Origin of the sequence: Serratia sp. 22278, from assembly GCF_052045405.1 — a bacterium.
GTDB lineage: Bacteria > Pseudomonadota > Gammaproteobacteria > Enterobacterales > Enterobacteriaceae > Serratia > Serratia marcescens.
Window position 1 is genome coordinate 94971 of the sequence record NZ_JBQEOW010000002.1, and the last position, 26743, is coordinate 121713.

Consider the following 26743-nt stretch of genomic DNA (forward strand, 5'->3'; position numbering starts at 1 on the left):
ACGCCCATTCAGGCATTTTTCAACATCCAGTCGATCTCGGTTTCCGTCACCCGCCGTTCAAACTGCAGCAATTCGTCCGTCTTGCAGGCGTGATAAACTTGGGTGAAACGCTCGCCCAGATAGTGGGTCAACGCGTGCTGATGTTCAAACTCGTACAGCGCATCGCTCTGGCGGATCGGCAGCGGCAGCCCCTCCTGCTCCAGCCCGTTGCCGGTCACCGGCTCAGGCAACGGCAGCGCGTTGTCCAACCCGTACAGCATGCCGGCCAGGATCGCCGCCATCACCAGATACGGATTGGCGTCGGCGCCGGCCACGCGGTACTCCACCCGATGATTCTCCGGTTCGCCGCAGGGAATGCGCAGCGCCACGGTGCGATTGTTGTGGCCCCAGGCGGCCTGGATCGGCACATACATCCCCGGCTGGAAACGCCGATAGGCATTGACGTTCGGCGCCAGCAGCGCCATCGACGCCGGCATCAGGGTGATCATCCCGGCCAGCGCCTGTTTCAGCAACGGTGAATCCTCGCCTTCGCCGTCGGCGAACAGGTTGTTGCCCGCCCCGTCCTGCATGCTGACATGCACGTGCATGCCGCTGCCGGCGTAATCCTCATAGGGTTTGGCCATAAAGGTGGCGTGCATACCGTGGTTCTCGGCCACCAGCCGCACCAGCCGCTTCAGCGCCAGCGCGTGATCGCAGGCCAGCAAAATATCGTCGGTATGACGCAGGTTGACCTCGAACTGCCCCGGCGACGCCTCCGCCACTGCGCCGTCCGCCGGCAGCCCCTGCAGCTTCGCCAGCGCGTCGATATCGTTCAGCACCTCAGCGAAATGGTTCAGGTTATCGACGGAATACACCTGGCTTTGGGTGTTGCGCTCCTGGGTGCCGGGCGCACACGGCGGCTGCAAATCGCCTTCCGCGTCGCGCAGCCTATCAATGAGATAAAACTCCAGCTCTACCGCTGCCACCGGGAACAAGCCGCGCTGTCGCAGCGCCTGCCACACGCGGTTCAGCACATTACGGGGTTCAACGTCAAAGGGAGTGCCATCTTCATCCAGCATGGTCAGCAACACCTGGCCGATATGCTCCGGATCGGCGGCCGACGGCGTCAGCGAGCCGGGCACCGGCAGGCAAATGCGATCAGGCTCGCCGAGCTCCTGCCCAAGACCGGTCTCCTCCACCACGTTGCCGAGGATGTCCATGGCGAACACCGACGCGGGGAAGTAGCTGCCTTTTTCCAGTTTTTTCAACCCTGAGACGGGTATGCGCTTGCCGCGGAAGGAACCATTGAGATCGGTGAGAAGGATATCGACATACTGCGTGGCGGGATGGCGTTCCAAATAATGAGCAACCTCATTTTGGAACGCGCTACTTCGCCTCTCTTCATGATGCTGTGCAAAATGTTCAACTGCTGCGCTATTGGTTTGCATACGTCACCCGCCATTATGCTCTTAAGGCGCGTTAGCGCCCGTCCGCCGTTCGATTCAACACATGATTGGATTTCTCGCCAGGTCGCGCCGCTGCCGGGCGCTCAAAATAACATCCACAATATGAAACATAGTATTAACAGAATGGGTTTGCAAATGTTACAATCCTGTTTGATTATTCATCACCGACTGCTAAATTGATAAAATATTGACCGAAAAGGCCTTGCTGCCATTTTTACGTCAACTATTTCGTCCAACGCACCGAGAGTGAATATGGGCAATATATTTTCCAAACCCACCCTAACTACCGATATCATGCAGCATCGTTATCGACCAGACAGGCACCCGATAGCGATCTTCATTTCTACCTGTCGTCCTTACCAGAAGGAAGTACCGCTATGAGCGAAGCCAGCTTGGCACCGGGCAAACGCCTGTCACAGATCCGTCAGCAATTGGGTTTGTCGCAGCGCCGGGTCGCCGAACTGTCCGGGTTAACCCACAGTGCGATCAGCACCATCGAACAGGACAAGGTCAGCCCGGCCATCAGCACGCTGCAAAAGCTGCTGAAGGTGTATGGCCTGTCGCTGTCTGAATTCTTTGCCGAACCGGAGGCCGTCGACGAACCGCGCGTGGTGATCGACGCCGAAGATCTGATTGAGATCGGCAGCCAGGGGGTGTCGATGAAGCTGGTGCACAACGGCAGCCCGACGCGCAACCTGGCGATGATGCTGGAAACCTACCAGCCCGGCACCACCACCGGCGAAAAGATCAAGCATCAGGGCGAAGAAATCGGCACCCTGCTGGAGGGCGAGATCGTGCTGACCATCAACGGCCAGAGCTATTGCCTGACCGCCGGTCAGAGTTACGCCATCAACACCGGCATTCCGCACAGCTTCAGCAATACGTCGGCGCGCATTTGCCGCATCGTCAGCGCACACACCCCTACCACCTTCTGACCGCTTCTCGCACCGGCGCAGCCTGACGCGGGTTGCGCCCCTGCCTCTCCACGTTTTTCATCGCCGTTATGCCATTTTGTTGGTTGCCAACGGCGCAATCTGTGTTACAACAGAGCAAAACAGCCATCTAAACATCTAAACGGCCTTACTACCCTATGTCAACCGCAACGCCTTCACGCCTCGAGATGCGCAATATCTCGATCGCCTTCGCCGGCTTCAACGCGCTGCAGGACGTGGACTTCACGCTGCAGGGCGGATCAATCCATGCGCTGGTCGGCGCCAACGGCGCGGGTAAGTCGACGTTGATGGCGATCCTCTCCGGCGCCCACGATCATTATCGCGGCGAGATCCTGATCGACGGCCAGCCGGTGGCGATCCACTCCCCGCTGCAGGCGCGCCGTCACGGTATTCACGTGGTGCAGCAAGAGGTCGACGTCGCGCTGATCCCCACGCTGTCGGTAGCGGAAAACATCATGCTTGACTGGCTGAACGAGCCGGGCCACTGGCTGAACTGGGCGGAGCTGCACCGCCGCGCCGCGCAGCTGCTGCAGCAATGGGCGCTGCCGCTCAACCCGCGCAGACGCCTGGCGGACTGCACGCTGGCGGAAAAACAGCAGGTGCTGCTGGCGCGCGCGCTGTCGCACCGCTGCCGTTTTCTGGTGCTCGACGAGCCGACCGCGCCGCTCGATCGCGCCGAGAGCGAGCGCCTGTTTAACGTGGTGCGCCGCCTGCAATCCGAAGGCATCGGCATCGTGTTTATTTCCCACCGCATCCATGAACTGAGCGACATTTGCGATCGGCTGACGGTGCTGCGCGACGGCCGGCGCGTCAGCGAAGACGCCATGCGCGGGCTGAGCGGCGAACAGGTCGTCGAGAAGATGCTCGGCCATCGGCTGGACGACATTTTCCCGCCGCCGCGCCCGCCGCACCCAGAGCGAACGCTGCTGCAGGTGGAGGGCTTGCGCGATCGCCATAAGCTGCGCGACGTTTCGCTGCGGTTGCATGAGGGCGAGATCCTCGGCATCGCCGGGCTGGCCGGGGCGGGCAAAACCGAACTGTGCAAGGCATTGTTCGGCGCCGGCGCCGTGCAGCTTGAGCGCGGCGAACTGCGCGGGCAGCCCTGGGCGCCACGCGCGCCGCACCTGTCGGTCGAACAAGGATTGGCGCTGGTGCCGGAAGAACGCCGCAAAGAAGGCATTTTCATCGACGAGGCGATCCCGATGAACCTGAGCGTCAGCGCCGACGACAGCTTCTCGCGCTGGAGCCTGTTCAACCGGCGGCAAGAACTGCGCTGGGCGCGCGAGATCATGCAGCGTCTGAACATTCGCGCCTCCGGCCCGCAACAGCGGCTGGCGCGCCTGTCAGGCGGCAATCAGCAAAAAGTGGCGATCGGCAAATGGCTGCGCGGCGACGCCGAGGTGCTGATCTTCGATGAGCCGACCAAGGGCGTGGACATCAAGGCCAAACAGGAGCTGTTCAGCCTGATCGACGGCCTGGCCCGCGCCGGCAAAGGCGTGATTTACGCCTCCGGCGAGTTCGCCGAGCTGATTGGCCTGTGCGATCGCATCTGCGTGCTGTGGGACGGCCGCATCGTGGCGGAGTTGAACGCCGCCGACATCGACGAAGAAACCTTATTGCTCTATTCCACCGGAGGAACCCCTGCGTGAGTAAAGAATTTGCCTTGCGGCCGGCGCTGCCCTGGCGCCAACAGCTGTTCGATTTCCTCTACAAGTGGGGCATGCTGCTGACCGTGGCGGCGCTGATCGCCCTGTTTGGCCTGGCGTCGGACAACTTTCTCGATGCCAACAACATCATCAATATCCTGCGTTCGATCGCCATCGTGACGGTGATCGCCATCGGCGTCTCCATCTCGCTGTCGGTCGGCGGTTTCGATCTGTCGGTCGGCTCGACCGCCTCGCTGGCCAACGCACTGGTGATTTCGCTGTTCGTCTGGCACGGGTTCGGCACCACCGGCGCCATCGTGGTGACGCTGCTGCTGTGCACGCTGGTCGGCCTGTTCAACGCCCTGCTGATCGTGGTGTTCAGAATTCCCGATATGCTGGCGACGCTGGCCAGCCTGTTCGTGATCCAGGGCGTGGCGATGACCTACAGCTATGGCGGTTCCATCACCCAAAACATGGTGCTGCCGAATGGCGACATGGCGGAAGGCCCGATCCCGGAAGTGTTTGCCGCTCTCGGTCAGGTGCCGGTGATCGTGCTGATCATGCTGGCGGTCACCGTGGCGGTGCAGCTGTTCCTGTCGTTGACCAAGCACGGCCGCCGCATGTACGCCATCGGCGGCAACCCCGAGGCTGCGCGTCTGTCGGGCATCCGCACCGTGCGTTACAGGGTTGCCGCTTACGTCATTTCCTCCTGGCTGGCGGCGCTTGGCGGCATCTTACTGGCGTCACGTATTGGCTCTTCGCAGGTCAATGCCGGCGGCGGTTATCTGATGGACGCGGTGGCGGCGGCCTATATCGGCTTCTCGCTGGCTGGCGCCGGTAAACCCAATGCGCTCGGCACCCTGATCGGCGCGGTGATCCTCGGCGTGCTGCAAAACGGCCTGGTGATGCTGTCGGTGCCCTACTACGCCATGGACATTATCAAAGGCCTGGTGCTGGCGCTGGCGCTGGCCATCACCTACATCCAGAAACGCTGATCCTTCCCGGCGCACGCCCGCTGCGCCGCTTTTCCCTTTAATTCATCCGGTTACCCTTTTCCGTCAGCAGAACAAGCATACAAATGATATGAATTATCATTAGCGTTTACATTAAGAAAAAAATCCTTACAATACCCTCACGCAACGCTGACGAAGCGAAGTATTTCTCAGCGAACGATGAATAATTTCATTAGAAATTCAATTGGTTAATTACTTTCACTTCAATCCAGGAAAGGTTTACCTCATGGAAACGCCACGTTACAGCAAGCTCGCCGCTCTGGTGATCGCCTCACTCAGCGCCACCGCCGCACTGGCCGCGCCGCAGGACGACACCCAGGACACCATGGTCGTCACCGCCTCCGGCTTTCAGCAAAAAATTCAGGACTCTGCCGCTTCCATCTCGGTGATCCCGCGCCAGCAGATCGAAGATAAAGCCTATCGCGACGTGACCGATGCACTGAAAGACGTACCGGGCGTAGTGGTCACCGGCGGCGCCAGCAGCAGCGACATCAGCATTCGCGGCATGTCTTCCAAGTACACGCTGATCCTGGTGGACGGCAAGCGCGTCGACACCCGCGGCACCCGGCCGAACAGCGATAACGCCGGCATCGAACAGGGCTGGCTGCCGCCGATGGAAGCCATTGAGCGCATCGAAGTGGTGCGCGGGCCGATGTCTTCGCTGTACGGTTCCGACGCCATGGGCGGCGTGATCAACGTCATCACCCGCAAAACCTCGCGCACCGAGTGGAAAGGCTCGCTGCACGGCGACGCCACCCTTCAGGAAAACCGCGATTCCGGCGATCTGTTCCAGACCAACGCCTACGCCTCCGGCCCGCTGGTTGAAGGCCTGCTCGGCCTGCGGGTCAACGGCCTGCTGTCGCGCCGCGCGGAAGATAAAATCACCAACGGTTACAACGAGCAGCGCATGCGCAGCGGCACCGCGGTGTTCACCCTGACCCCGGACGAGAAAAACGAATTCGACTTCGAAATCGGCCGCTCGCTGCAGGATCGCAACAGCACGCCGGGCAAATCGGTGGTAGCGGAACGCTGCAGCAAAGGCAAATGCACGCCGACATCGCGCAGCGAAAGCCTGTATACGCGCACCAACTACGCGCTGACCCACAACGGCTATTACGACTTCGGCAACTCCACCAGCTACGTTCAGCGGGAAGAGACCAACAACCCGGGCCGCAAAATGAAGATGTACAACACCATCTTCAACACCCAGAACCAGTTCGAGCTGGGTTCACACATGCTGAACCTCGGCGGTCAGTATCGCTATGAAAAACTGAGCGACAGCGGCAACCAGCTTGAATCGGCACAAGGTCTCAGCAAGCTGACGCGCTGGAGCTGGGCGCTGTTCGCCGAAGATGAGTGGGCATTGACCAACGACTTCAGTCTGACGACCGGCATCCGCATGGATCAGGACGAAAACTTCGGCAGCCACTGGACGCCGCGCATGTACGGGGTCTGGCACCTGACCGAACAGTGGACGCTGAAAGGCGGCGTCTCCGCCGGCTACAAATCGCCGGATCTGCGCCAATCCTCCGCCAACTGGGGCCAGGTCACCGGCGGCGGCGTGCGTAAAGGCATCATCGTCGGCAACCCGGATCTGCAGCCGGAGAAGAGCCTGAGCGAAGAGATCGGCCTGATGTGGGATAGCCTGAAAGGCGTCAACGCCGGGGTCACCGTCTTCAACACCGACTTCAAGAACAAGATCACCGAAGTGCGCCGCTGCGAAGACACGCCGGACTGTAAGATCGGCAATGACGTCTACGACTTTATCAGCGATCGCGTCAACGTCGACAAAGCCAATATGCGCGGCGTAGAAGCCACCTTCGGCTGGCAGATCAACAAAGACTGGAAGTGGAACACCAACTACACCTACACCGCTTCCGAGCAGAAGAGCGGCGAGTTCCAGGGCAAGGCGCTCAACCAGATGCCGAAGCACATGGTTAACACCGTGCTGGATTGGCGCGCCACGCAGGACCTCAGCCTGTGGTCGCGCGTTAATTTCCGCAGCAAAACGTCTGAGTATCTGAGCCGTACCTCGATGGCCAAGAGCACGCCGTCCTACACCTTCGTCGATGCGGGCCTGAGCTACCAGGCGGCGAAAAACCTGCAGCTGACCGGCGGGGTCTACAACATCCTCGACAAGACCGTGGATTACGATCACTACAACACCACGCTGGACGGCCGCCGTTACACCGTCGGCATGACCTACAACTTCTGATGCCCCCGGGCGCGCGCTGCGCGCCCTTTTCATTCCATCACCGTGAGGAAGCCCCATGAAATTACGCCGCTCCCCCCTGATGATCGCCCTGCTGACCGCGATGGCGCTGGCGGGTTGCCACAGCAAAACCGACGCGCCGGCGGCCCCGGCCACCGTCAACGTCCAGCACCTGAACGGCAGCACCGAGCTGAAGAAACACCCGCAGCGCATCGTGGTGCTGGATTACGCCTCGCTGGAAACGCTGCAGCTGCTGGGCGTCGAACCGCTGGCGCTGCCCGGCAACCGTAAGAATTTGCCGGATAGCCTGAAGCGCTATCAGGACGACAAATACCTCAATGCCGGCACCCTGTTCGAGCCGGATATGGCAGTGCTGCGCGCCGCCAAACCGGATCTGATCCTGATCGCCGGCCGGGCGTCCAAAGCCTATGACGAGCTGAACACGCTGGCGCCGACGCTGAATATGTCCGTCGATCAGCAGGATCAGTTGGGCAGCCTGAAACAGCGCACGCTACAGCTGGGTGAGCTGTTCGATAAGCAGCAACAGGCGCAGGCGGCGATCGATAAGCTGGATGCGCAGATCGCGGCGGTCAAACCGCAGGCCGCCCAGGCCGGACGCGGGCTGGTGGTGCTGTTCTCCGGCGGCAAGATCAGCGCTTACGCCCCCAAGAGCCGTTTCAGCTTCGTCTATGACGCCCTCGGCTTCGCGTCCGCGTTGCAGTCCGATGAAAAAGACGTGCGCGGCAACAAGCTGACGCCTGAGCAGGTGGCCAAACTGAATCCGGACTGGCTGTTCATCATCGACAGGGACGCCGCGACCGGGCGGCCGAACGCGGTGGCGCCGCAGAAAATCCTTACCACCACCGCGCTGAAGAAAACCGCGGCGGTGAAGAAAGGCCAGGTGGTTTACCTGCCGGCGGCCGAGGTTTATCTGTCCGGCGGCATCGTCACCGCTCAGCACGTCGTCGAACGCGTGAGCGAGGCGCTAACCCACGCTGCGCGATAAAAAAAGCCCGGCGATGCCGGGCTTTTTCCTGGATTAAATCGTCGGCTGGTTTACCAGGCCGTCTATCAGCACCTGCGGCGTGCCCTGCGAACAGCGCTCGATGCGCCCGCGCACGCCGTAGACCCGCGCCAAGCTCTGCGGCGTAATCACCTGCTCCGGCGCGCCATCGGCGATCAGATCGCCATCCTGCAGCATCAGCACGTGGTCGCCGTGACGCAGCGCGATGTTGATGTCATGCACCACCACCACCGTCACGATATTGCGCTTGCGGGTTTCACGGCGCACCAAATCCATCACGTGGAACTGATAGTTGAGATCGAGCGCGCTCAGCGGCTCATCCAGCAGCAGCAGCGACGGCTGACGGATCAGCGACTGCGCCAACCCCACCAGCTGTTTCTGGCCGCCGGACAGCTGATCGAGATAACTCAACGCCAGATGGGCGATGCCCAGTTGCTCCAGCAGGGCCATCACCTCCGCTTCGCTGCCGGCGTTGCTGCGGCCGCCCGAGGCGCGCTGCGCCACGATGATCGACTCCAGCACGTGCAGGTGCACCCCGGCGGGCAGCGACTGCGGCAGATACACCACTTTCTCCGCGCGACGGGCGAACGGCATCTGCATCAGATCGCCGTCGTCCAGCCACAGCTTGCCCTGCGCCGGGTTCAGCCCGGCCAGCGAGCGCAGCAGCGTCGATTTGCCGCTGCCGTTCGGCCCCAGCAGCACGGTGATTTGCCCGCGCGGCAGCATCGGCACCGAGAGATCGTCGATCACCTGACGTTTCGGGTAGCCCGCCGAGAAGTGTTCTATGCGCAAGCCCTGGTTCATACGTTCCCCCGATGGCGCAGAATAATGCTCAGGAAGAACGGCACCCCGACCAGCGAGGTGACGATGCCCACCGGAATGATCACGCCGGGCACCAGATTTTTCGACGCCACCGAGGCCATCGACAGCACCAGCGCGCCAATCAGCGCGCTGGCCGGCAGGTAGAAACGGTGATCTTCGCCGAAGATCATGCGGGCGATGTGCGGCGCCACCAGGCCGATAAAGCCGATCGGCCCGACGAAAGCCACCGCCAGCGCCGAGAGCATGCTGATGCGCAGCAGCGTGGTCAGCCGCAGACGACGCACGTCGATGCCGAAGCTCACCGCCCGGTCTTCGCCCAGACGCAGCGCGGTCAGTTTCCACGAGCTCATCATCGACAGCGGCAGCAGCACGGCGAACACCCCGAACAGAATGCCCAGCTTGTCCCACGAGGCGCGCGCCAGGCTGCCCATGGTCCAGAACACCAGCCCCTGCAGCGTGTCCTCGCTGGCGATGAATTGCATCATCGAGACCAGCGCGTTGAAGGTAAACACCAGCGCGATGCCGAACAGCACTACGCCGGAGGTGGCGACCCGCGTCCAGCGCGTGATGCCGTCGAGCATCAGCGCGGCGAACAGCGCGAAGATAAAAGCGTTGGCGGAGATGAACCACTGATCGGGAATGCCCGGAATGCCGATGCCGAGCACGATCGCCAGCGCGGCGCCAAAGGCCGCGGCAGAAGACACCCCGAGGGTGAAGGGACTGGCCAGCGGGTTATTCAGGATGGTCTGCATTTCCGCCCCGGCCAGGCCGAGCGCAAAGCCCACCACCACCGCCATCAGCGCATAGGGCAAGCGGATGTCCCAGACGATCACCCGCGTGCCGGCATCGGCCGCGGCGGGGTCAAGCAGCGTTTGCCATAAGGAGGACAGCGACAGGCCGGACGGCCCCATGGTGAAATCCAGCAGCAGCGAGCCCAGGATCGCCAGTGCCAACACGCCCATCATCAACAGGCGATGGCGAAGAATATGCTGATAACGCCCCATCACGCCGGCGTTGGGTTGCCCCTTGGCGTCAGTCATGGGATCGGTGGATACGCTCATTCGTTAAGATACCTGTTACAACCATCATGACAGCGGCGCGAAGGCGTCCGCCGTAAACCGGAAAGCGCGCGGCGACCGCCTGCGCGCAGCCGCCCACAATAAAGCAAACGATAATACTTATCAATCATATCAATAGGTGAAAACAGCGTTGTCGAAATGTAATAATTTGTTTTTTCTCGCCATTTTTCAAACCACCACGCTTTCCCCCGCCAACGGCCAGTAGGTTAATTATTCTGAAAATTATTCCTGATCCGACCAGACTCTGACAAATAGCGGCAAAACCACATAGAATCCAAAACCACAGCACCGCGCGTGCAAAAAACTTTCAGGCCGCCGCAAGAGCGGCCTTATTGACGAGGCTGTAATGAGAAGTCCATCTCCGGCGGTAACGCCCAAACGCCCGGCGCTGCTGAACTGGCTGTTGCACAGCCCGCTGCACGCCGATGACGAACCGTTTCAACGCCAGCTGCGTCTCACGCTGACGCCCTCACCTCTCACCCCCTGGCTGAATGCCGTGGGGCCGGCCGCGCTGTTGGCGGGGTACGCCTGGCTGAACCAACCGCTGGTCGGTATCGGCCTGTTGCTGCTGTTGCTGCTGTTGACCGCCGGGCGCGCCAGGTTGGCGCAAAGGCGCCAACCCGCCTGGCCGAACGCCATGCTGGTGACAGTGTTGTTGTGGGCGCTGCTGGTTGGCGCCAGCGCCGCGCTGGCGATGCTGTCGGGCCGCTTCGTGCTGATCCTGTTCGCCGGCCTGACCATTACCGCCCTGGCCTGCTGGCTGATGCAGCGCCATGCCGCCGCGCCGCGCTTCGCGCTGCTTGAGGTGATCGCGCTGACGCTGCCCTACCTGCTGGCGGCGCCGCTGTCGCGCGTGCAAAATCTGTTTGTCCTGGCGGATCTCGCGCCGCTGTGGCTGGTGCTGGCCCATGGCATGATCGCGCGCTACCATCGCCAATTGGTGCAGCACGTCACGCTGGCCTGGGAGAAGCAGCAGGCATCGCACCGCGATCGCCTGACCGGCTTTCTCAACCGCGCGGGCGGCGAGGTGGTGATGCGCAGCATCTGCCGCCCCGCAGCGGCGCAGCCGATCTCCCACCTGTTCATTCTCGAATTCGGCCCGCTGGCGGCGCTCTACCAAAGTCACGGCGTCCAGATCGGCGACGACGTGCTGCGCACCGTCGGCGAGCGCCTCAAGACGCTGATCCGCCCGAGCGACTACGTCTGCCGCTATACCGGCGGTCTGTTTCTGATTCTGGTGCACGATCTGCCCTACGGCGCGGAAAGCGAGTTTCTGGCGCGCATTGTGCCGCCGCTGGAGGCGCCCTACGATTTTGGCGCGTTCGGCGAGGTGAACATGCGGCTTAACGCCGGCATTTTGGCGCTGACGCAGCATTACGCTACGGTAGAGAGTTTGATGAGCTCGGCGCAGCAGGCGCTGGCGGAAGCCAAAGGCGGGAAAAAGTAAACCAAAACGCGGCGGGAGCCCCCGCCGCGAGTCACTCACCGAAGATTACTTCACGTCCATCTTCGGGAATTCCATTTCGCTGTACTTCACGACACGGGTGCCTTGCGACAGCTTGTAACCGAACCAAATCAGCAGGAACAGCGGAATGCCGATGTAGGTCGCGGTCACGCCGTACCAGTCAATCTTGTCTTGCAGGAAGGCCTGGTAATTCTGGCCCAGGGTAATGATCAGGCACAGCACGAAGGCGAAGATCGGCCCCAGCGGGAAGAACCCGGAACGGTACGGTAAGTCGTTGAGATCGCGCCCCTGCAGCATGTAACCGCGACGGAAACGGTAGTGGCTGATGGCGATGCCCAACCAGGCGATGAAGCCGGTCATGCCCGAGGTATTCAGCAGCCACAGGTAAACCGACTGGTTGCCGAACATCGAGGTCAGGAAGCACAGTCCGGCCACCACGCAGGTCGCGTACAGCGCGTTGCGCGGCACGCCGCCTTTCGACAGCTTGGCGAAGATGCGCGGCGCCTTGCCTTCCGACGCCAGGGTGTACAACATGCGGGTCGATGCGTACATGCCCGAGTTACCGGCCGACAACACCGCCGTCAGGATCACCGCGTTCATCACCGCCGCCGCCGACAGCAGGCCGGCATGCTGGAACACCAGGGTGAACGGGCTGACGCTGATGTCTTTCACGTCATTGCGCAGCAGGCTCGGATCGGTATACGGAATGATCAGGCTGATGATCAGGATGGCGAAGATATAGAACAGCAGGATACGCCAGAACACCTGACGCACCGCGCGCGGAATATTTTTACCCGGGTTTTCCGATTCACCGGCCGCGATGCCGATAAGTTCAGTGCCCTGGAACGAGAAGCCGACGATCATGGCCACGCCGATCATCGCCGAGAAGCCGCCGGCGAACGGCGCATCTCCAATGGTCCAGTTCTGCCAGCCGGCATGCTCGCCGCCTTTCAGAATGCCGACAATCATCAGCACGCCGACGGCGATGAAAATAATCACGGTGCTGACCTTGATCAGCGCGAACCAGTATTCCGCCTCGCCGAACCCTTTCACCGAAATGTAGTTCAGCAGGAACATCAGGCCGAGGAACAGCGCGCTCCAGATCCAGCCGGGCGTGTCCGGGAACCAGTAGCTCATCACCAATTGCGAAGCCACCAGGTCAACGGCGATGGTCACCGCCCAGTTGTACCAGTAGTTCCAGCCCAGTGCGAAGCCAAAGCCTTCTTCCACGTATTTGGCGCCGTAGGTGGAGAATGAACCGGAGACCGGCATAAAGGCCGCCAGTTCGCCCAGACTGGTCATCAGGAAGTACACCATCAAACCGATCAGAGCGTAAGACAGCAGCGCCCCGCCGGGGCCGGCCTGAGAAACCGTGGCGCCCGAGGCGACGAACAGGCCGGTGCCGATGGAGCCGCCGATGGCGATCATGGTCAAATGCCGGGCTTTCAGCTCGCGGCGCAATCCGGGAGCTTGCTGCCCCGATGTTTTTATATCCTGCTGAGCCATTCGTTCCCTATCTATCTGCTCTTCGAAAAATGAGGGCGGATTGTAACAAATACCCGCCGGTGAACTAGCAACATTGCACCGATATAAGATAGCTTCATAATTCAGAGGCAATTATTAGCCGCGGCCCTTATGGCCTTACTTACGCTCATTAATGTGAGCACGCGCAGGTTTTTATGCTTTCTTTTGCCTGCGTGGCGATAGAAGACGTGACGCGCTGTCGATTACAACGCGCAATAGCTGAGAAAACGCTGCAAGGCGTTGGAAATGTGCTTTTGCCGATGGCGGATCAGGTACAGGGTGCGCCGCAGCGGCGGCAGCGGCACCGGCAGTTCCACCAGCGCGCCGCTGGCCAACTGCTCCGCCACCACGCGCCGTGACAGGCAACTGATGCCGATACCGTGCCGCACCGCATGCTTGATCGCCTCCGAGTTGCCGAGCTCCATCACCAGCTGGAAGTGCGGCAGGTGCGCCAGCAGCAGATGATCCAGCACCTCGCGGGTGCCCGAACCGCGCTCGCGCAGGATCCAAGGCGCATTCGCCAGCGCCTCCAGCGTCGGCGGCTGGCGGGTCAAGGGATTGTCCGGCGCGGCGAACACCACCAGCTCATCCTCCAGCCACGGCTGCGTCACCAGCTCCGGCATATGGCAAGGCCCTTCGATCAGCCCCAGATCGACGCGGAAATCCGCCACCGCCACGATCACGTCCTGGCTGTTGCCAACGTTCAGCTCCAGCGGCGTGGCCGGAAAGTCCCGGCGGTAACGGGCGATCATCTCCGGCAGCATGTAGTTGCCGATGGTGCTGCTGGCGGCGATGCGCAACGCCCCCCCGTCATGGCGAAACAGCTGCTCGATCTCCCCCGCCTGCTCCAGCAGCGCCAGCGCCTTGGGATACAGCAACCGGCCGTGTTCGTTGATCACCAGCCGTTTGCCGACGCGATCGAACAGCTGCACGCCCAGTTGCCCCTCCAGATCCGCCAGCGCCGCGCTGACCGCCGACTGCGACAGCGCCAGCACCACCGAGGCCTGAGTGGTCGAACCGCTTTTCAGCACTTCGGTGAAGACTTCCAGTTGACGCAACGTGATATGCATAGCCGTCCCGGTATTGAAAAAGGGTTCTGCCAGAGAACCGCAAAATTAATGTCAACATGATGTGGGTAGCCCGGCCAGGCTACCCCGTTTGCGGCCAGTTCGGCGCGCTACTTGCCCAAGGCGACCAGCTGCGCCGCCGCGGCCAGCGCCGCCTCGCGCGGCGTGCCGGCTTCGTCCCGCTGTATCAATTGCAGCATCGCCACGAGATGGTCGCGGTCGATCGCCTTGTTTTCTTCAATCAACCGCCGCACCGCGCGCCCCACTTCCTGATCTACCTGCTCTCTGCGTTGATCGTCGGTATCCATCGCCTGCTCCTGTTCAGTTGGAAAGTTGACGGCGGCTTGCCGCTCCACCTCACCCTAGCCGCAATGCGACTTTATGCCAATGCCTGAAGCAATACCACTTATTCAGATAGGTTATAAATATATAATCAATTTCTCTTTTATTCAGCCCAAACGTACTCTTAGCAGCAAGAAACAGACTGAAGGACTGACTTTTATGGCGACTGATACCACTCACACTTACCCCGAGCGACGCTTTCCGCTGTTCGGCCTGCCGCGGCTGGTGCCGGGGCTGGCGCTGACCGGCGCGCTCACCGCGCTGGCCGTCTGGGCCGGCGATATTCCCTGGGTGGCGGAGCTGGGGCTGGGGGCGTTGACGCTGGCGATCCTGATCGGCATTCTGGTGGGCAACACGCTGTACCCCCGCTGGCAAACCGTTTGTCACGGCGGCGTGCAGCTGGCCAAACAGCGCCTGCTGCGTTTGGGGATTATTCTTTACGGCTTCCGGCTGACCTTTCAGCAGATCGCCGACGTGGGCGCCAGCGGCATTATCATCGACGCGCTGACCCTGATCACCACCTTCCTGCTGGCCTGTTGGCTCGGCAAGAAAGTGTTCGGCATCGACAGCCAGACCGCGATACTGATCGGCGCCGGCAGCAGCATTTGCGGCGCGGCGGCGGTGATGGCCACCGAGCCGGTGCTGAAGGCCGACTCCAGCAAAGTGGCGGTGGCGGTTTCGACCGTGGTGGTGTTCGGCACCCTGGCTATCTTCGTCTATCCGTGGCTGTATCAGTTGAATGAACACTTCCAGTGGCTGCCGTTCAGCCAGGAAACCTTCGGCATCTACGCCGGCTCCACCATTCACGAAGTGGCTCAGGTGGTCGCCGCCGGGCACGCCATCGGGCCGGACGCCGAAAATGCGGCGGTGATCGCCAAGATGATCCGCGTGATGATGCTGGCGCCGTTCCTGCTGCTGCTGTCGGGCTACATCAGCCGCGGCAGCGCAGGCAAGGCGGAAAAATCCGCCATCACCATTCCGTGGTTCGCCGTGCTGTTTATCGCCGTCGCCGGGCTGAACTCCTTCAACCTGCTGCCGGCCACGCTGGTGCGCCATCTGATCACCGCCGACACCTGGATGCTGGCGATGGCGATGGCGGCGCTGGGGTTGACCACCCACATCAGCGCCGTGCGCCAGGCCGGGGTGAAACCGATTCTGTTGGCGACGCTGCTGTTCGTCTGGCTGCTGGTCGGCGGCGGCGCGATAAACCAACTGGTGCAACACCTGCTGTAATCGCCCTCGGCGGCCCGCTTCGGCGGGCCGCCGCTTTTCGCCATTCAATCCGCCCGCCATCAATGCCATAATGTCACCGATAACACAGGAGAATGAAGATGAAGTTTGTCGGTGCACATGTCAGCGCGTCAGGCGGCGTGGATCAGGCGGTTATCCGCGCGCACGAATTGGAGGCGACCGCGTTCGCCCTGTTCACCAAAAATCAGCGTCAATGGAAGGCCGCGCCGCTGGCCGCCGACGTTATCGATAAGTTCAAGAGCGCCTGCGCCCAGTACGGCTTCGGGCCGGGGCAGATCCTGCCGCACGACAGCTACCTGATCAACCTGGGCCACCCGGTGGCCGAGGCGTTGGAAAAATCGCGCGAGGCGTTTATCGACGAGCTGCAGCGCTGCGAACAGCTGGGGCTGACGCTGCTGAACTTCCACCCCGGCAGCCACCTGCTGCAAATCGATGAAGACAAGTGCCTGGCGCGCATCGCCGAATCGATCAATATCGCGCTGGATAAAACCGCCGGCGTGACGGCGGTGATCGAGAACACCGCCGGCCAGGGCAGCAACCTGGGCTTCAAATTCGAACACCTGGCGGCGATCATCGACGGCGTGGAAGACAAAAGCCGCGTCGGCGTCTGCATCGACACCTGCCACGCCTTCGCCGCCGGGTACGATCTGCGTACCGAAGAAGACTGCGAGCATACCTTCAAGCAGTTGGGCGACATCGTCGGCTTCAATTACCTGCGCGGCATGCACCTGAACGATGCCAAGAGCGAGTTCAACAGCCGCGTCGACCGCCACCACAGCCTGGGGGAAGGCAACATCGGCAAAACGGTGTTCAGCTACATCATGCGCGATCCGCGTTTCGACAATATCCCGCTGATTCTGGAAACGGTAAACCCGGACATCTGGGCGGAAGAGATCGCCTGGCTGAAAGCGCAGCAGTAACGCGGCGCCCAAACGACAAAACCGGAGCCTGGGCTCCGGTTTTTTTATGGCTGGATCGCCGTTACGCCACGCTGGCCGCCGGTACTTCAGCACGTTTCAGCAGGGCATAAGCCACCCCGGCCAACAGCGTGCCGGCGGCGATCGCTACCAGGTACAGCAGCACCGGCGAAATCGCGCCCGGGATCAGCAGCACGAACAGCCCGCCGTGCGGCGCCATCAGTTTGGCGCCGAACGCCATCGACAGCGCGCCGGTCAGCGCCCCGCCGGCGATGCAGCACGGCAGCACACGCATCGGATCGCGGGCGGCGAACGGAATCGCCCCTTCGGTGATGAAGCACAGCCCCAGCACCAACGCCGCCTTGCCGCCTTCCTGTTCGGATTTCGGGAACTTGCGGCGCGCCAGCAGCGTCGCCAGCCCCATCGCCAGCGGTGGCACCATGCCCGCCGCCATGATTGCCGCCATCGGCGCATACACCGAGGAACTGAGCAGCGCCACGCCGAATGCATAGGCCGCTTTGTTCACCGGGCCGCCCATGTCGGTGCACATCATGCCGCCGAGGATTGCCCCCAGCAGTACGGCGTTGGCGGTGCCCAGCGATTGCAGCCAATGGGTCAGGCCTTCCATGATTTTCGCCACCGGCGTGCCGACCACGTAAATCATGATGAGACCGGTGATCAGGCTGGCCACCAGCGGAATGATCAAGATAGGTTTCAGCGCTTCCATACTCTGCGGCAGACGCAGCTTGCTGCTGATCGCCTTGGCGACGTAACCCGCCAGGAAACCGGCGATGATGCCACCGAGGAACCCGGCGCCGGTGCTCACCGCCAGCATGCCGCCGATCAGGCCCGGCGTCAGGCCCGGACGATCCGCGATGGAAAAGGCGATGAAACCGGCCAATACCGGCACCATCAGCGCGAAGGCGGAGCCGCCGCCGATCTGCATCAGCGCCGCCGCCAACGTGCCTTTGACTTCAAACGCCTTGATGCCGAACACGAAAGACAGCGCGATACACAGGCCGCCGGCCACCACCATCGGCAGCATGTAGGACACGCCGGTCAGCAGGTGACGATACGGGCCGTTGCCCTCTTTCTTCTTCGCCGCCGGCGCCGCGCCGCCGCGCTGCTGCGGCTGGAACACTTCAGCTTCGGCCAGCGCCTTGTCCAGTTCCTGCGCGGTTTTCTTCAGCGCCAGACCGGTGGAAGTACGATACATCGGTTTACCGGCAAACTTGTCCAGATCCACCTCGATGTCCGCCGCGACGATCACCAGATCCGCCGCCGCCACTTCTTCCGGGGTGATGGCGTTACCGGCGCCCACGGAGCCGCGCGTTTCCACTTTCACCCACCAGCCGCGTTTCTTCGCTTCACTTTCAATGGCTTCGGCCGCCATAAAGGTGTGCGCCACGCCGGTTGGGCAAGCGGTGATCGCCACGATGCGTTTTTGCCCATCGGCTTTCACCGGCGGCGCCGCCTGCCGTGCCTGATAGGTTTCAGCTTCGGCCCTGGCGCGCGCCAGAAAAGCGTCCGGTTCACGCACCGCCTGTTCTACATCGCCCACATACACCAATTTGCCGTTCAGCCCGGCGTCAGCAGGGGCAGCCTGCCCCGCCACCGCCACCAGTTCGGCGTCCTGCAGCGACTCGACCAGCGTCAGGCCGGTTTTGGCCGCGGCGGCCTCCAGCATGCGTTTCGCCAGGTGGCCACGGGCCTGCCCCAGCGAACTGTCTACCATCAGCAGCGTTTTCATTCTGCCTCCTGCTATTGATTGAAAGGTTTCAGATCGACGCGCGCCATCATCGCGGCCAACTGGGGACGATCGGTCACGCCGACGTTGCTCTGGCTGACCGCCAGCGCCGCTACCGCCGTGGCCAGACGCAGAGTGTGTTCGCTGGATTCGCGCATCAGCAGGCCGTAAATCAGACCGCCTACCATCGAATCGCCGGCGCCCACGGTGCTGACCACCTCACAGGACGGCGGTTTGGCGATCCAGGCGCCGGATGCGTTAACCCACAGCGCGCCTTCCGCGCCAAGGGAGATAACCACGTGGGCGATGCCCTGCTCGCGCAGCGCATGCGCGGCCTCGACCACGTCCGCCAGCGTCGGCAGCGGGCGACCGGCCCAGATTTCCAGCTCGCGGCGGTTCGGTTTGACCAGCCACGGCGAGGCCTTCAGCCCGGCGACCAGCGCTTCGCGGCTGCTGTCGAAAATGATGCACGGGCACTTGGCGCGCAGCTGGGTCATCCAGTCGGTAAAGGCGTCGGGATCGACGCCGGCCGGCAGGCTGCCGCTCACCGCCACCATGTCAAATTGGCCCAGCCAGCTCAGCGAGTCGCTGACGAAGCGATCCCAGTCCTGCGGCGTCACTTCGAAGCCGGAGAAGTTGAAATCGGTCACTTCGCCGTCTTTTTCCGTCAGCTTGACGTTGATGCGGGTGCGCCCCGGCACCACCTGAAAGCGGTTGGCGATCCCCAGATCGCTGAACAGCAGCTGGAAACCGTCCTGATTGTCTTTGCCCAGGAAGCCGCCGACGGTGACGTCGATGCCCAAATCCTTCAACACCTTGGCGACGTTGATGCCCTTACCGGCGGCGTGCAGGCCGGCGGTTTTTACCCGGTTGACTTCCCCGCGCTCGATCTGCGGGCAGAAACCCACCAGATCGTACGCCGGGTTCAGGGTGATCGTTGCTACTCTTCTGCTCATGCTGCGCCCTCGCCCAGTCCTTCATTAATCGCTTCGCCTATCGCCTTCAGCGCGGCTTCAGCATCTTCTCCATTGGCGGTAAAGCGCAGGTGATGCCCTTTCTTCACGCCCAGCGCCACCACCTTCATCAGACTGCGCCCGTTGGCCGGCTTGCCGCTGCCGTCCAGGTTGGTGACGGTGATGTCACTGTTGAAACTTTTGATCACGTTGACCAGCGCCGTGCCCGGCCGCGCGTGCAGACCATGCTCGTTGCGGATCACGAATTCGGCGCTCAGCACGCTGCTTTCCTCAGCCACTTCACTGGTCAGCAGCGCCAGCACCCCGGCGGCATCCGCCTTCAGCAAACGTTCAGCTTTACTGGCCAGCAGCAGATCGCTGAGGTAGTTGAGCACCGCCAGCGGCTGCGCGTCGGCGACCGACACCGTCAGCAGCAGCGCCACCGGCTCGCCGTCTTCCACGAAAGCCTGCGCCGGGCGGCTGACGGTGGCCGCGCTGGCCAGGTTGCCTTCGACGCTGTCGCTCAGCCAGATGCCCTGCCCCAGGTTCAGCGGCTTGCGGGTGATGACATCACTGACGAACTGCGCGTTGACCGCGCCGGCCTTTTGCAGCCGGCCGGCGTTCAGCGCCTGCAGCGTCATCAGGCTGTCGGCGGCGACGTCGAGCGCAATCAGCGAGACGTCGAACTGGAATTCGGCGCTCTGCTGTTCGCCCATCAGCAGGCTGCGCAGTTCCTCCGCAGAGGTGGTTTGCGCCAGCCGCTCCGCCACGCTGTCATCGCTCAGGACGTGAGTGAGCTGGCGCAGCAGCGCCAAATGCTCGTCGGAGCGGGCGGCGATGCCGATCGCCACATAGGCGGTCTGGCCTTCGCCCCACGCAATGCCCTGCGGGAACTGGAACACCTGCACGCCGGTTTTCAACACCAGATCGCGAGTATCGGTGGTGCCGTGCGGAATGGCGATGCCGTTACCCAGATAGGTGGACGTCTGCAGTTCGCGCTGCAGCATGCCGTCCACGTAACCGGCGCTGACGCAGCCGGCGTCGGTCAGGGCGGCGGCCACCAGGCGGATGGCCTCTTGCTTACCGTCGGCAACGGCGCCCAGATGAATGTCTTGCGGTGACAACTGGAACATGATTCTCCTCTCCTGCTGAATTGAATCGTTTCAGCTTTATTGAGAAAAAGGAGCGTTACCCGTTCGCCACAAGCGGCCGGACAACGCTGAAACGTTTCAAGGAGTGTGTGAGCTGCACAAGACGAAAGCAAGCTTTCTCCCTTTCGCCATTGCAGATTTTTGAGCTTACGCACACTTTCATCGGCTCATTGGTCAGCGCCGGAGCAAAATGACATACTGTGCTGAAACTTTGCTGACGGAGAAAAGCATGAACGTAGTGACGGGCGTCGGGGTGATCATCGTCAACCCTCAAGGCGAGATTTTGTTGGGTAAACGCTGCGGCTCCCACGCGCCCTTTTGGTCGATCCCCGGCGGGCATCTGGATGCCGGTGAAACCTTCGAGCAGTGCGCCCAGCGCGAAATCGCCGAAGAAACCGGGTTGCTTATCGATCCGCCGCGCTTCGTTGGCGTCAGCAACAATCTGCAAACCTGGCGCGCCGAAGGCAAACACACCGTGTCTATCTGCCTGCAGGTGGATCACCCCGGCGGCAACGCCGAGCTGAAAGAGCCCGAGAAATGCGCCGAATGGCGCTGGTGCGCGCCGGACGCCCTGCCGGAACCCCATTTCGAAGCCAGCCGCACGGCGATCCGCCTGTGGCTGAGCGGCCAGGCCTATCTGCCCACGGCCTGACCCATCGCGAGCGCGCGCTGCGCCGCCCACCGCTATATAAAATAGAATATAACGCTATTTTTTGCGATATATGCCATTTTTTTGACTACGGATAACCCTATAGGGTTAACCCTCTTCTATCATTACCCCTGCAATCGACGTGGCATTCTGACCTCCGGTCGGTGGCCTTTTGGCAAGATTTTATTTTAAATTCATAATTATAAGCGGGTTTACCATGAGCAAAAAACTGACTGGCTTTGAAAAAAAGCGCCGGTGGGGATGGCTATGGCTTTTGCTGCTGGGGATTATCCTCGGCGCGGCGCTGTTGGCCGGGACCGCCACCGTCTTCCATAAAACCAGCGATACCACCTTCTGCGTTTCCTGCCACACCATGCAACAGCCGCTGGCCGAATATCAGGGCAGCGTCCACTTCCAAAACACCAAGGGCATCCGCGCCGAGTGCGCCGACTGCCACGTGCCGCACCAGCCGATCGACTACCTGTGGACCAAGATCCGCGCGGTGAAAGACATTTACGGCGAGATGGTCGGCACCATCGATACGCCGGAAAAATACGAAGCGCACAAGCTGGCGATGGCGCAGTCGGTCTGGAAAACGCTGAAAGAGAACGACTCGGCCACCTGCCGTTCCTGCCACAGCTACGACGCCATGGACATCACCGCCCAGCGCCCTGAGGCGCGCCTGCAACACCCGGTGGCGATCAAACAGGGCGAAACCTGCATCGACTGCCACAAGGGCGTGGCCCACATCCTGCCGGACATGAGCGGCGAAACCCAGGCCGGCGCCGCCGAGCTGGCGAAGGCCGCGGCGTTGACCGCCCCGGGCGCCACCACCCTCTACACCATCGCCACCGAACCGTTCTTCCTCGGCGCGGACGACAGCCATAACGCCGGCAACCTGATGCCGTCCACCGAAGTGCAGGTGGTGAAACAGGAGGGCGACAAGGTGCTGGCCACCGTGAGCGGCTGGCAGCAAGACGGCGTCAGCGAAGTGTTTTACGCCGCGCAGGGCAAGCGCATCCTCAGCGTGCTGCTGGGTGAGGACGCGCGCCAACAGCTGAAGACCGCGTCGACTCAGACCGATGCGGAAACCGGCCTGGTCTGGCATCAGGTTTCTTTGCAGGTGTGGCTGCCGCGCAAGCAGCTGATCGACGATCAGCAAAAAATCTGGCGTTACGCCGCGGACATGATGTCGGCCAACTGCACCGGCTGCCACGGGCTGACCGCGCTCGATCGCTTCAACGCCAACCAATGGATCGGCGTCATCAAAGGCATGGCGCCGCGCACCTCGCTGACGCAGGAACAGCTGCGCGTGCTGACGCAATACGTACAAAAACACGCCAGCGACATGCCACCTGCCGCACCGGCCAAGCTTTAAGGGAGAAGCGCAATGAGCAACCAACAACCGTTAAAAATGAGCCGCCGCCGCTTCCTGACCGGCGCCGCCGCGCTGACCGCCGCCCCGCTGCTGGCGGGCTTATGGCCCAAAGCGGCACTGGCGCAGGCCATCAGCGAAGCGCTGCCGCAGTTCATCGTCTTGCGTCAGGCGCAAAAAGGCATCCTGACCGGCGCCCACTGGGGCGCGTTTGAGGCCATCGTGCAGGACGGCAAGATGGTCGGCGTGCAGCCGGTGCAGGACGATCCGTATCCCAATGAGCTGATCACCATGGCGCCTTATCAGGTGCACGCCGAGAACCGCATCAAATACCCGATGGTGCGCAAAAGCTGGCTGGAAGGCGGCCCCGGCAGCCGCACCGAGCTGCGCGGCCGCGATGAGTGGGTGCGCGTCAGCTGGGACAAAGCGACCGAGCTGGTGTGCAATGAGATCGTTCGCCTGCAGAAAGATCACGGCCCGCAGTCGATCTACGCCGGTTCCTACGGCTGGAAAAGCGTCGGCATGCTGCACAACAGCCGCACGCTGCTGCAGCGCCTGATGAACCTGACCGGTGGTTTCCTCGGCTACGCCGGCGACTACTCCACCGGCGCGGCGCAGGTGATCATGTCGCACGTGGTCGGTTCGATGGAGGTCTACGAACAGCAGACCGCCTGGCCGAACGTGATCGAGAACAGCGAGTTGGTGATCCTGTGGGGCTGCAACCCGATGGTCACGCTGAAGAACAGTTGGAACGTGCCGGATCACGTCGGCCAGACCGGCTTCGAAGCGCTGAAGAAGAAAGGCACCCGGGTGATCAGCATCGATCCGGTGCACAATGACAGCGCCAAGTTCGTCAATGCGCAGTGGATCGCCCCGCGCCCTTACACCGACGGCGCCATGCTGATCGGCATCGCCCACACGCTGCTGACCGAGAAGCTGCATAACCCGGACTTCCTGAAAACCTATACCGTCGGCTTCGACAAGTTCCAGGCCTACCTGCTGGGCGAGAACGACGGCGTGGCGAAAACCGCCGAATGGGCGGCCGACATCAGCGGCGTCGATGCCGACACGCTGCGCGCGTTGGCGCGCGAGATGGCGAAGAGCCGCACCATGATCATGGGCGGCTGGGGCATTCAGCGTCAGCACCACGGCGAACAGCAGCACTGGCTGTTGGTGACGGTGGCGGCGATGCTCGGCCAAATCGGCCTGCCGGGCGGCGGCTTCGGCTTCAGCTACCACTATTCGTCCGGCGGCAGCCCGACCGCCAAGGGCGGCATCATCGCCGGCATCTCCGCCGGCAATGCGCCGAAGAACTCGCCGGCGCCGATCCCGGTGGCGCGCATCGCCGAATGCCTGAGCAATCCGGGCAAAACCATCGACTTCAACGGCGCCAAGGTCACCTACCCCGAGGTGAAAATGGTGTATGTGGCGGGCGGCAACACCTTCCACCAGCATCAGGACACCAATAACCTGGTCAAAGCCTGGCAGCGGCCGGACACCATCGTGGTCAACGAGCCTTACTGGACCGCCACCGCCAAGCATGCCGATATCGTGCTGCCGGCCACCACCAGCTACGAGCGCAACGATCTGGAAATGGGCGGCGACTATTCGCAGCTCTACGTGTTCCCGATGCATCAATGCGTGCCGCCGCAGCACGAATCGCGCAGCGACTTCGACATCTTCTCGGCGATGGCGGCCAGGCTGGGCGTGCAGGAAGCCTTTACCGAAGGCAAGGACGAAACCCAGTGGCTGAAAGGCATGTACGACGACATGAAAAACCAGGCGCGCGCCGCGCGGGTGGCGCTGCCGCCGTTCGACATGTTCTGGCAATCCAACAACTACGTGCGTTTCCCGGTGCCGGAGGCCAATAAGCAGTGGGTGCGCTTTGCCGACTATCGCGACAACCCGCTGCTTAACCCGCTGGGCACGCCGTCGGGCAAGATCGAAATCTACTCCGACGCCATCGCCAAAATGCATTATGCGGATTGCCCCGGCATCCCGACCTGGATGCCGCCGCACGAGTGGTATCGCGGGCCGGAAGCGGCCAAGTATCCGCTGTCGCTCAATACCGCGCACCCGACCAATCGGCTGCATTCCCAGCTCGACAATACGCCGCTGCGCAAGAAATACGCGGTGGCGGATCGTGAGGCGATCCTGATCCACCCGCAGGACGCGCAGCCGCGCGGCATCACCGGCGGCGATCTGGTGCGGGCGTTTAACGATCGCGGCCAGATCCTGGTGGGGGCGGTGGTCAGCGAAGACGTGCGGCCCGGCGTGGTGCGCATCAGCGAAGGCGCCTGGTTCGATCCGGCCGATCCGGCGCAGCCCGGCTCGCTGTGCAAGAACGGCAACGTCAACTGCCTGACCTTCGACATCGGCTCTTCCAGCCTGGCGCAGGGCAACTGCGGGCAGATGGCGCAGCTGCAGATCGAGAAATATCAGGGGCCGGCGCTGAAAAATACCGCACACGCGGTGCCGCAAGGCGCCTGATTTACCGGCAAGCAAGGGGGCGCGGCGCGCCCCTGTTTTCCTCGTCGCCGCGCGACAGAGTCGCTGACTCTGCGCCGAGGGATAGCGGTTTGCGTTTCTTTTCAACGGGCGTATGATGCGCGCGACCTCCCTTTTTCGACGAATTATCAACCGCCATGCCGACTTCATCCGCAGTAACGCGACGCACGCCCGATCTCACTTCACTGGCCTTTTTGGCGGTGGCCTTCCTGACCGGTATCGCCGGCGCGTTGCAAACCCCGACGCTGAGCCTGTTTCTGGAAACCGAAGTCAAGGTGCGGCCGGCGCTGGTTGGGTTGTTCTTTACCGGCAGCGCGGTGATCGGCATTCTGGTCAGCCAGTTTCTCGCCGGCCGTTCGGATAAAAAAGGCGACCGCAAATCACTGATCTTCCTCTGCTGCATGCTGGGCGCGTTGGGGTTCACCCTGTTCGCCTGGAGCCGCAACTATTACCTGCTGCTGCTCGTCGGCGTGCTGCTCACCAGCTTCGGCTCCACCGCTAACCCGCAAATGTTCGCGCTGGCGCGCGAACACGCCGATCGCACCGGGCGCGAGGCGGTGATGTTCACCTCTATCATGCGCGCCCAGGTCTCGCTCGCCTGGGTAATCGGCCCGCCGATCGCCTTCGCGCTGGCGCTGGGATTCGGCTTCAAGACCCTGTATCTGGCGGGCGCGGCGGCCTTTGTGTTGTGCGGCCTGCTGGTGTGGCAGCGGTTGCCTTCGATGCCGAAAGCCGTGGCGACGGGCGCCCCGCTGGCCGCGCCGCGGCAGCATCGCCGCGATGCGCTGCTGCTGTTCGCCGCCTGCACCCTGATGTGGACCGCCAACAGCATGTACCTGATCACTATGCCGTTGTATGTAGTGCACGAACTGCGGCTGCCGGAGCGGCTGGCCGGGATATTGATGGGCGCCGCCGCCGGGCTGGAGATCCCCATCATGCTGCTCGCCGGGCTGGCGGCGAAACGCTGCGGCAAGCGTTTCCTGATGCGCGTGGCGGCGGCCGCCGGCGTGCTGTTCTACGCTGGTCTGCTGCTTATCACCGGCAGTGGGCAACTCATCGCTCTGCAGCTGCTGAATGCGGCGTTTATCGGCGTGCTGGCGGGGATAGGCATGCTCTATTTCCAGGATTTGATGCCCGGTCAGGCCGGCACGGCCACCACGCTGTTCACCAATACCATTCGGGTGGGTTGGATCATCGCCGGCGCCCTCGCCGGCGCAGTGGCGGAAATCTGGAGCTACCATGCGGTGTTTTACGCCGCGCTGGCGATGGCGGCAGGCGCGACGCTGTGTCTGTGGCGGTTGAAAGACGCTTAAGGCGCGGTGTCCGCTTCCAGCCTGGCGAGATAAATCAGCGCCTGATCGCGGTGATCGTGGCACATGTCGCGGCTCGGCTGCAGGCTGCCGCACACCTTCGGCCGCAACGGCGAATGAAACAGGCCGCAGCGCAGCCGTTCATCCAGATGAATGCAGCGGGTATTGGCGGGCTTGCCGTTCGGCATGCCGGGGATCGGGCTGGATATTGACGGCGCGATACAGCAGGCGCCGCAGTCGCTGCGACAGTCCATCAGCGCTACTCCTGGCGGGCTGGGGAAAAGAAGCGC

At 62.3% G+C, this 26743-nt stretch carries 22 protein-coding genes; 12 read left to right on the forward strand and 10 right to left on the reverse strand.

Features of this window, described 5'->3' with window-relative positions; genetic code table 11:
- Positions 1–8: 8 nt before the first annotated feature.
- Positions 9–1427, reverse strand: a complete 1419-nt coding sequence (locus tag ACTJJ6_RS05080) for a glutamine synthetase family protein (protein WP_028127730.1) — start codon at positions 1425–1427, stop codon at positions 9–11.
- Between the two features lie 395 nt (positions 1428–1822).
- Between ACTJJ6_RS05080 and puuR the strand changes: the two genes are divergently transcribed.
- From puuR to ACTJJ6_RS05105, 5 genes are all read left to right on the forward strand, one after another.
- A complete protein-coding gene (puuR, locus tag ACTJJ6_RS05085; protein WP_016927000.1) occupies positions 1823–2380 on the forward strand; it encodes an HTH-type transcriptional regulator PuuR in 558 nt (185 codons plus the stop codon).
- Positions 2381–2535: 155 nt separating this feature from the next.
- On the forward strand, positions 2536–4047 hold the full coding sequence (locus ACTJJ6_RS05090) for a sugar ABC transporter ATP-binding protein (RefSeq protein WP_028128354.1): 1512 nt from the start codon (positions 2536–2538) through the stop codon (positions 4045–4047).
- Positions 4044–5039 carry an ABC transporter permease gene (locus ACTJJ6_RS05095; protein ID WP_004935654.1) on the forward strand — a complete coding sequence of 332 codons (996 nt, stop codon included), beginning with the start codon at positions 4044–4046 and terminating at the stop codon, positions 5037–5039. Before ACTJJ6_RS05090 ends, ACTJJ6_RS05095 begins: the two co-directional genes overlap by 4 nt.
- Before the next feature lie 244 nt (positions 5040–5283).
- The gene (locus ACTJJ6_RS05100; RefSeq protein WP_143778322.1) at positions 5284–7272 is read left to right on the forward strand and encodes a ligand-gated channel protein; all 1989 of its coding nucleotides are present in this window, start codon (positions 5284–5286) and stop codon (positions 7270–7272) included.
- Between the two features lie 55 nt (positions 7273–7327).
- A complete protein-coding gene (locus ACTJJ6_RS05105; RefSeq protein ID WP_440803161.1) occupies positions 7328–8275 on the forward strand; it encodes a siderophore ABC transporter substrate-binding protein in 948 nt (315 codons plus the stop codon).
- A 33-nt stretch (positions 8276–8308) separates the two neighbouring features.
- Here the strand turns inward: ACTJJ6_RS05105 and ACTJJ6_RS05110 are convergent, their stop codons facing one another.
- Both ACTJJ6_RS05110 and ACTJJ6_RS05115 read right to left on the reverse strand, forming a co-directional pair.
- Positions 8309–9097 (reverse strand): ABC transporter ATP-binding protein, encoded by a 789-nt coding sequence (locus tag ACTJJ6_RS05110; RefSeq protein ID WP_060444535.1) that lies wholly within the window; start codon positions 9095–9097, stop codon positions 8309–8311.
- Positions 9094–10176: a FecCD family ABC transporter permease gene (locus tag ACTJJ6_RS05115; protein WP_004935667.1), complete on the reverse strand. Its 1083-nt coding sequence runs from the start codon at positions 10174–10176 to the stop codon at positions 9094–9096. The genes ACTJJ6_RS05110 and ACTJJ6_RS05115 overlap by 4 nt, the downstream gene beginning before the upstream one ends.
- A gap of 364 nt (positions 10177–10540) precedes the next feature.
- On the opposite strand from ACTJJ6_RS05115, the gene ACTJJ6_RS05120 reads away from it, so the two are divergent.
- A complete protein-coding gene (locus ACTJJ6_RS05120; RefSeq protein ID WP_049298893.1) occupies positions 10541–11641 on the forward strand; it encodes a GGDEF domain-containing protein in 1101 nt (366 codons plus the stop codon).
- 45 nt (positions 11642–11686) lie between these two features.
- Here ACTJJ6_RS05120 and ACTJJ6_RS05125 read toward each other — a convergent pair whose 3' ends face one another.
- The 3 genes from ACTJJ6_RS05125 to ACTJJ6_RS05135 form a co-directional block, all read right to left on the reverse strand.
- Entirely contained in the window at positions 11687–13165 is a 1479-nt protein-coding gene (locus tag ACTJJ6_RS05125) for an amino acid permease (RefSeq protein ID WP_033632569.1), read from the reverse strand.
- 221 nt (positions 13166–13386) lie between these two features.
- Complete coding sequence (gene yieE, locus ACTJJ6_RS05130; RefSeq protein WP_016926991.1) at positions 13387–14253, reverse strand: DNA-binding transcriptional regulator YeiE; 867 nt, start codon at positions 14251–14253, stop codon at positions 13387–13389.
- Positions 14254–14360: 107 nt separating this feature from the next.
- Positions 14361–14558 carry a hypothetical protein gene (locus tag ACTJJ6_RS05135; RefSeq protein WP_016926990.1) on the reverse strand — a complete coding sequence of 66 codons (198 nt, stop codon included), beginning with the start codon at positions 14556–14558 and terminating at the stop codon, positions 14361–14363.
- 193 nt (positions 14559–14751) lie between these two features.
- Here ACTJJ6_RS05135 and ACTJJ6_RS05140 point away from each other — a divergent pair, with 193 nt between their 5' ends.
- Both ACTJJ6_RS05140 and nfo read left to right on the forward strand, forming a co-directional pair.
- On the forward strand, positions 14752–15825 hold the full coding sequence (locus ACTJJ6_RS05140) for a YeiH family putative sulfate export transporter (protein ID WP_097101661.1): 1074 nt from the start codon (positions 14752–14754) through the stop codon (positions 15823–15825).
- A gap of 98 nt (positions 15826–15923) precedes the next feature.
- Complete coding sequence (gene nfo / locus ACTJJ6_RS05145) at positions 15924–16763, forward strand: deoxyribonuclease IV (RefSeq protein WP_049205268.1); 840 nt, start codon at positions 15924–15926, stop codon at positions 16761–16763.
- A 61-nt stretch (positions 16764–16824) separates the two neighbouring features.
- Here the strand turns inward: nfo and fruA are convergent, their stop codons facing one another.
- The 3 genes from fruA to fruB are packed head-to-tail and all read right to left on the reverse strand — an operon-like array spanning position 16825 to position 20593.
- Positions 16825–18510, reverse strand: a complete 1686-nt coding sequence (gene fruA / locus ACTJJ6_RS05150; RefSeq protein WP_049298894.1) for a PTS fructose transporter subunit IIBC — start codon at positions 18508–18510, stop codon at positions 16825–16827.
- Between the two features lie 11 nt (positions 18511–18521).
- A complete protein-coding gene (gene fruK, locus ACTJJ6_RS05155; RefSeq protein WP_015378523.1) occupies positions 18522–19463 on the reverse strand; it encodes a 1-phosphofructokinase in 942 nt (313 codons plus the stop codon).
- On the reverse strand, positions 19460–20593 hold the full coding sequence (gene fruB / locus ACTJJ6_RS05160) for a fused PTS fructose transporter subunit IIA/HPr protein (RefSeq protein WP_033639846.1): 1134 nt from the start codon (positions 20591–20593) through the stop codon (positions 19460–19462). The genes fruK and fruB overlap by 4 nt, the downstream gene beginning before the upstream one ends.
- 247 nt (positions 20594–20840) lie before the next feature.
- On the opposite strand from fruB, the gene ACTJJ6_RS05165 reads away from it, so the two are divergent.
- The 4 genes from ACTJJ6_RS05165 (at position 20841) to ACTJJ6_RS05180 (ending at position 26456) form a co-directional block, all read left to right on the forward strand.
- Positions 20841–21263, forward strand: a complete 423-nt coding sequence (locus tag ACTJJ6_RS05165; RefSeq protein ID WP_016926985.1) for a nucleotide triphosphate diphosphatase NUDT15 — start codon at positions 20841–20843, stop codon at positions 21261–21263.
- A 214-nt stretch (positions 21264–21477) separates the two neighbouring features.
- Complete coding sequence (locus tag ACTJJ6_RS05170) at positions 21478–22638, forward strand: NapC/NirT family cytochrome c (protein WP_016926984.1); 1161 nt, start codon at positions 21478–21480, stop codon at positions 22636–22638.
- Positions 22639–22650: 12 nt separating this feature from the next.
- A complete protein-coding gene (torA, locus tag ACTJJ6_RS05175; RefSeq protein ID WP_016926983.1) occupies positions 22651–25125 on the forward strand; it encodes a trimethylamine-N-oxide reductase TorA in 2475 nt (824 codons plus the stop codon).
- Positions 25126–25280: 155 nt separating this feature from the next.
- Complete coding sequence (locus ACTJJ6_RS05180) at positions 25281–26456, forward strand: sugar efflux transporter (protein ID WP_016926982.1); 1176 nt, start codon at positions 25281–25283, stop codon at positions 26454–26456.
- On the opposite strand, the gene ACTJJ6_RS05185 is transcribed toward ACTJJ6_RS05180, so the two are convergent.
- Positions 26453–26707, reverse strand: a complete 255-nt coding sequence (locus ACTJJ6_RS05185) for a YkgJ family cysteine cluster protein (protein ID WP_015378527.1) — start codon at positions 26705–26707, stop codon at positions 26453–26455. The two genes, ACTJJ6_RS05180 and ACTJJ6_RS05185, sit on opposite strands and share 4 nt — an antisense overlap.
- Positions 26708–26743: the final 36 nt, after the last annotated feature.

Coding starts and splice junctions, on each gene's coding strand:
- fruK (WP_015378523.1), bottom strand. CDS start 19,463: ATGAGCAGAAGAGTAGCAACGATCACCCTGAACCCGGCGTACGATCTG.
- ACTJJ6_RS05100 (WP_143778322.1), top strand. CDS start 5,284: ATGGAAACGCCACGTTACAGCAAGCTCGCCGCTCTGGTGATCGCCTCA.
- nfo (WP_049205268.1), top strand. CDS start 15,924: ATGAAGTTTGTCGGTGCACATGTCAGCGCGTCAGGCGGCGTGGATCAG.
- ACTJJ6_RS05105 (WP_440803161.1), top strand. CDS start 7,328: ATGAAATTACGCCGCTCCCCCCTGATGATCGCCCTGCTGACCGCGATG.
- ACTJJ6_RS05120 (WP_049298893.1), top strand. CDS start 10,541: ATGAGAAGTCCATCTCCGGCGGTAACGCCCAAACGCCCGGCGCTGCTG.
- ACTJJ6_RS05125 (WP_033632569.1), bottom strand. CDS start 13,165: ATGGCTCAGCAGGATATAAAAACATCGGGGCAGCAAGCTCCCGGATTG.
- ACTJJ6_RS05170 (WP_016926984.1), top strand. CDS start 21,478: ATGAGCAAAAAACTGACTGGCTTTGAAAAAAAGCGCCGGTGGGGATGG.
- ACTJJ6_RS05185 (WP_015378527.1), bottom strand. CDS start 26,707: ATGGACTGTCGCAGCGACTGCGGCGCCTGCTGTATCGCGCCGTCAATA.
- ACTJJ6_RS05080 (WP_028127730.1), bottom strand. CDS start 1,427: ATGCAAACCAATAGCGCAGCAGTTGAACATTTTGCACAGCATCATGAA.
- puuR (WP_016927000.1), top strand. CDS start 1,823: ATGAGCGAAGCCAGCTTGGCACCGGGCAAACGCCTGTCACAGATCCGT.
- ACTJJ6_RS05180 (WP_016926982.1), top strand. CDS start 25,281: ATGCCGACTTCATCCGCAGTAACGCGACGCACGCCCGATCTCACTTCA.
- ACTJJ6_RS05090 (WP_028128354.1), top strand. CDS start 2,536: ATGTCAACCGCAACGCCTTCACGCCTCGAGATGCGCAATATCTCGATC.
- ACTJJ6_RS05115 (WP_004935667.1), bottom strand. CDS start 10,176: ATGAGCGTATCCACCGATCCCATGACTGACGCCAAGGGGCAACCCAAC.
- ACTJJ6_RS05135 (WP_016926990.1), bottom strand. CDS start 14,558: ATGGATACCGACGATCAACGCAGAGAGCAGGTAGATCAGGAAGTGGGG.
- fruB (WP_033639846.1), bottom strand. CDS start 20,593: ATGTTCCAGTTGTCACCGCAAGACATTCATCTGGGCGCCGTTGCCGAC.
- ACTJJ6_RS05165 (WP_016926985.1), top strand. CDS start 20,841: ATGAACGTAGTGACGGGCGTCGGGGTGATCATCGTCAACCCTCAAGGC.
- ACTJJ6_RS05110 (WP_060444535.1), bottom strand. CDS start 9,097: ATGAACCAGGGCTTGCGCATAGAACACTTCTCGGCGGGCTACCCGAAA.
- torA (WP_016926983.1), top strand. CDS start 22,651: ATGAGCAACCAACAACCGTTAAAAATGAGCCGCCGCCGCTTCCTGACC.
- yieE (WP_016926991.1), bottom strand. CDS start 14,253: ATGCATATCACGTTGCGTCAACTGGAAGTCTTCACCGAAGTGCTGAAA.
- fruA (WP_049298894.1), bottom strand. CDS start 18,510: ATGAAAACGCTGCTGATGGTAGACAGTTCGCTGGGGCAGGCCCGTGGC.
- ACTJJ6_RS05140 (WP_097101661.1), top strand. CDS start 14,752: ATGGCGACTGATACCACTCACACTTACCCCGAGCGACGCTTTCCGCTG.